At 38.8% G+C, this 4,978-nt stretch carries 4 protein-coding genes; 2 read left to right on the top strand and 2 right to left on the bottom strand.

The window, feature by feature from the left end:
• The first annotated feature begins 301 nt into the window (after positions 1–301).
• Positions 302–2,854 (top strand): leucine--tRNA ligase, encoded by a 2,553-nt coding sequence (leuS, locus tag PN470_RS10730; RefSeq protein ID WP_271935018.1) that lies wholly within the window; start codon positions 302–304, stop codon positions 2,852–2,854.
• A 128-nt stretch (positions 2,855–2,982) separates the two neighbouring features.
• Positions 2,983–3,111 carry a hypothetical protein gene (locus tag PN470_RS10725; RefSeq protein WP_258012265.1) on the top strand — a complete coding sequence of 43 codons (129 nt, stop codon included), beginning with the start codon at positions 2,983–2,985 and terminating at the stop codon, positions 3,109–3,111.
• On the opposite strand, the gene PN470_RS10720 is transcribed toward PN470_RS10725, so the two are convergent.
• Both PN470_RS10720 and PN470_RS10715 read right to left on the bottom strand, forming a co-directional pair.
• Positions 3,093–4,349, bottom strand: coding sequence for an ATP-binding protein (locus tag PN470_RS10720; protein WP_271935017.1), 1,257 nt, complete (start codon positions 4,347–4,349; stop codon positions 3,093–3,095). The two genes, PN470_RS10725 and PN470_RS10720, sit on opposite strands and share 19 nt — an antisense overlap.
• On the bottom strand, positions 4,346–4,978 hold a 633-nt coding region (locus tag PN470_RS10715; protein WP_271935016.1), incomplete at its 5' end, for a tetratricopeptide repeat protein. The genes PN470_RS10715 and PN470_RS10720, both read right to left, overlap by 4 nt.

Below are 4,978 nucleotides of genomic sequence, written 5' to 3'. Positions count from 1 at the left end.
GTAATTCTTGGGCTGCCCATTTCTCCATTTTTTTTGCTCACCTCCACCTTGATTCCTTCTTTCAAAACTATACCTATCAATCGTTTCCCCTTTTTTTAAGTTTCTTCTCTTTTTGTTAAGAAAGATCTGACTAATCGATAGGGGGGATCGAACCCAAAATCTATCTTCACATTTAATTAGAACCACTTACTTAAAACTCATCGGGTTTTTGCTAGGGTAGATAACCCCAAGACTGGCAATCGCCCCCAGCCGGCTGCTGTAAAATAGGAAGGATAGATAAAACTCAGGAGAAAAAACCCCAGTGCCGTACAACCCCGCAGAAATCGAACAGAAATGGCAGAAGATTTGGCAGCAAATGGGATTGGACAAAACCCCAGAAAACGCCGATAAACCGAAATTTTACGCCCTCTCCATGTTCCCCTATCCATCAGGCAACCTGCACATGGGTCACGTTCGTAACTATACTATCACCGATGTGATTGCCCGTCTGAAAAGAATGCAGGGTTATCGCGTGCTGCATCCCATGGGGTGGGATGCTTTCGGATTACCCGCAGAAAATGCCGCCATTGAAAGGGGAGTTCCTCCGGCAAAATGGACTGATCAAAATATTGCCCAGATGAAACGGCAATTACAACAGTTAGGATTATCTATCGATTGGGAAAGAGAAGTTGCCACCTGTTCCCCGGAATATTATCGTTGGACCCAATGGCTATTTTTACAGTTTTTTGAATCGGGATTAGCCTACCAAAAAGAAGCGGCAGTGAATTGGGATCCTATCGATCAAACTGTCTTAGCAAATGAACAGGTAGATAGTGAAGGAAAATCTTGGCGATCGGGTGCTAAAGTAGAAAGAAAATTACTCCGGCAATGGTTCCTAAAAATCACCGATTATGCCGAACAATTACTCACTGATTTAGATAAACTTACCGGTTGGCCGGAACGGGTTAAAACCATGCAGGCCAACTGGATTGGTAAATCGGTAGGTGCTTATTTAGAATTTCCTCTTGTTAACTCCACAGAAAAAATTGCTGTTTTTACCACTCGTCCCGATACGGTTTATGGAGTCACTTATGTGGTACTTGCTCCCGAACATCCCTTAACTTTACAAGTTACCACTCCCGAACAAAAATCCGCCGTAGAAACTTTTATTCAAGAGATAGCCAGCGAAAGCGAATTAGAAAGAACCGCCGAAGATAAACCCAAACGCGGTATTAAAACCGGAGGAGTGGCAATTAATCCTTTTACAGGTGAAGAAATTCCGATTTTAATTGCTGATTATGTCCTCTACGAATACGGGACGGGGGCAGTGATGGGAGTCCCGGCTCACGACAGTCGCGATTTTAAATTCGCTCAGGAAAATAACCTACCAATTAAGATAGTTATTACTCCAGAAAGTGGCGAAATTGAGTTAAAAGAGGCCTATACAGAAGCAGGAATTATGATTAATTCCGCTCAATTTAATGGACTGAATTCTACAGCAGGAAAAACCGCTATTATTGATTATGCCACTGCCCAAGGTTACGGCAAAGCTAGAATACAATATCGCCTCCGGGATTGGTTAATTTCCCGTCAAAGATATTGGGGTTGTCCGATTCCAGTTATCCACTGTCCTAACTGTGGAACCGTGCCAGTACCTATCGATAATTTACCCGTTACTTTACCAGAAAATGTCGAATTTAGCGGTCGAGGTGCTTCTCCTTTAGCCAAATTAGAAGACTGGGTAAATGTGGATTGTCCTCGCTGTGGCACTCCCGCAAAACGGGAAACCGACACTATGGATACTTTCATCGATTCTAGTTGGTATTTCCTCCGTTATACCGATGCTAAAAATGAAGATATACCCTTTCAATTCGAGAAGGTTAATGATTGGATGCCCGTGGATCAATACGTCGGAGGAATCGAACACGCTATCCTACATTTACTCTATTCTCGTTTCTTTACCAAAGTTTTAAGAGACCGAGGTTTAGTTAATGTCGATGAACCTTTTAACCGTCTATTAACCCAGGGAATGGTACAGGGATTAACCTACAAAAATCCCGAAACTGGCAAATATGTCCCTGCGGAAAATGTGATCTACAAAGAGGATCAGTATCGTGATAAAGACACGGGAGAAGTTCTATCTTTCTTCTTTGAAAAAATGTCTAAGTCGAAATATAACGGCGTTGATCCTCTGAAAGTCTTGGAAAAATATGGGGCTGATACTGCCCGAATGTTTATACTTTTTACCGCACCCCCAGAAAAAGATTTACAGTGGGATGATGCGGGGGTAGAAGGACAATTTCGCTTTCTTAATCGGGTGTGGCGTTTAGTCAGCGAATATATTGAAAATAAACCCAAGCAAGTCAAAAAAATAGAAACTTTCTCGAAAACTGACAAGGATTTAAGACGGGCAATTCACACCGCTATTAAAGAAATCTCCGAGGATTTAGAAGGAGATTATCAATTTAATACCGCCATTTCCGAATTGATGAAACTCAGTAACGCTTTAGGGGATAATAAGTGTTTTGCATCCCCCATTTATCGGGAAGGAATCGAAACCCTATTAATCTTACTTTCCCTCTTTGCTCCCCATCTTAGCGAAGAATTATGGCAAGCTTTAGGCCATAGCCAATCAATTCACCTGCAACCCTGGCCAAAAGTTGATCCTACTGCCCTGATTGTGGACGAGATTACCCTTGTCATCCAAATTTTGGGAAAAACCAGAGGCACGATACAAGTTCCCGCTAGTGCCGATAAAAGCACCCTAGAAACCCTCGCCCTGGAATCAGAAATCGCCCAACGTTATTTAGAGGGTAAGGAAATCAAAAAAGTGATTGTTGTCCCGGGCAAATTAGTTAACTTTGTCGTGGTTTAAATGACAGCAATTATCACAATGGTAGGAAATTAAGAACCTTTTCAGTTATCAGTAACCAGTTAGATTAACACTTTAGATAGCAAAATAGAAACTATACAATCAGTATTGTCTGTAAATAAGAACAACCGATGGATATTGAATCAACTAAAGTTACTCCTGAAGAAATTGCCCAGTTTCGCGCTGAATTGGCAGACAATCCAAGTGCGATCGCTGCTTTAGATGCCGACGATATGGCGATTTATTTTTGCGTTTCTTGAGAAGGTAATAATAATGGAGTTAAGGCAAATTCTATAGCTTGGTCATTAGGCAATCTTCTAATTAAATCTAATTCTACTAATTTGTCAATAATTGGAAGTAATTCACTAAATTCTTGAACTTGCAACTTTTGTAAATCTTCTAAAGTAATATTTTCATCTGATAATTTATCCATTTCTAGAATTAGATCTATCAACATAAAATCTGCTGGGGTTAATCCTGGCAGACCTCGCATTTGTTGGTCAGCATAAATAAATCCTTCTTCTAAGATTTGAGGTGTAATAGTTTCGGCATTTAATTCAGATGCTTTCTGTAAAATATAGCTACCTAAACGATTTAAATAACGCGGAACACCATTAGATCTCTCACACAACATCTTAGCTGTATCTGGTGTAAAAGGTTTAACTGCTTGGGGATCTTTTACCGAATATTGACAATCTTGAGAACGTACACTGTTAAGGTAATTAACCAGCATTTCATACATAACAGATTGTTCAAGAGGTTCTAATTTAATCGCAAAATCAAATAATCCTCTTTCACTAATTAAAATATCTCTGGTTAAACCCGAAGGATGACCAGTCAAAATAAACCATGCTCCTGATTTTAGCATTCCTTGAGCGTTTAAAAGTAATTGTTTTACAGTTGCAGGATCTTGTTTATCTAAGTCATCAACAGCAATAATCACTCGCTCATATTTTTTTAATGCTCTTTTTAATAAGTCTTCAAAACTAAGTTCAGGAAAGAGTGGTTTATTAATATCAATACTTTTTTCTTTTAATTCTGCACCAATTCCCGCAATTCCAAATTTAGCTGTATTCTCTCGTTGTCTTAAAGGTTGGGCTGAAATTAATCCCATTTGATTTAAGAATTGTTGCGCCCATTTATCTTCTTTCATTTCCCGGGCTAAAGAAATTAATGCAATGGTAGCTAAATCTGTATTAGCTGGCAAACTGATATAGGCAGTTAAAGTCTTAGTTGCTTTACGTTTTAGAACATCTAAAATTTCTAAAATAAAAGCTGTTTTCCCAATACCAATCAAACCGTAAACTAACAATCTTTTACGCTCTTTTCCTTTTAATAAGCTGAAAACTGGTTTTAATTCTTGACTTCTCCCAGTAAAAACTTTTCTTAACTGCGATTCCCTCAATGTTGAAGCACTTTCAGAAAAAGGAATTTCTGTTATTCCCCATTGAGAATAGATATTATCTAATTCATCCCAAATGCGATCCGCTTCATTCATACAGCTTGTTTCTCCTTAATTTTGGCAAGGCAATTCAGAACTTCTGCTATTTTAGCAATTTCTTGTTCATTATTCAGTTCTTTAAAAATAAAAGTAGCCTTCTTTAATAATTCTTCAGCTTTTTCGACAAAACCAATTTGTAACATGAGTCTTCCTAAACTTGCTTGACAAAAGGCAACACCTCTATCATGTTTTAGATATTCATAAAAGCGCAAAGCATCCCGATAATAAATAGAGGCTTTTTCATGGTTTCCAATTAGGTGATGGGTATGAGCAATTTGATAAATGGTATCAGCACGACTTTTGAGATCGTCAAATTGACGATAAATTTTAAGACTTTTTTCTAAATAAGCTAATCCTCGATACCATTCTCCTCGATCTACTTTAATTTTACCTAATGTTAACCCCATCTCTGCGGCATTCAGTAAATCTCCTGCGGTTTCATATCCTTGTAAAGCGTTTTGATAACACATCACTGCTTGTTTTATATTCTCTGCTTTATCCCCTCTGATTCTGTTACTGTAAGCATTAGCGAGATTATTCTGTGTCGCTGCCCAACCTTGGGGAAATGCGTCAAAAGTGAACACTTTCAAAGCCTCCTGGTAAGCGGCAATCGCTTTTTCTAAATT

The organism is Microcystis sp. CS-574 (assembly GCF_028329095.1).
GTDB classification, from domain to species: Bacteria; Cyanobacteriota; Cyanobacteriia; order Cyanobacteriales; family Microcystaceae; genus Microcystis; species Microcystis ichthyoblabe_A.
The sequence above is the reverse complement of the archived record's forward strand: the minus strand, read 5'-3'. Positions and strand labels throughout refer to the sequence as shown.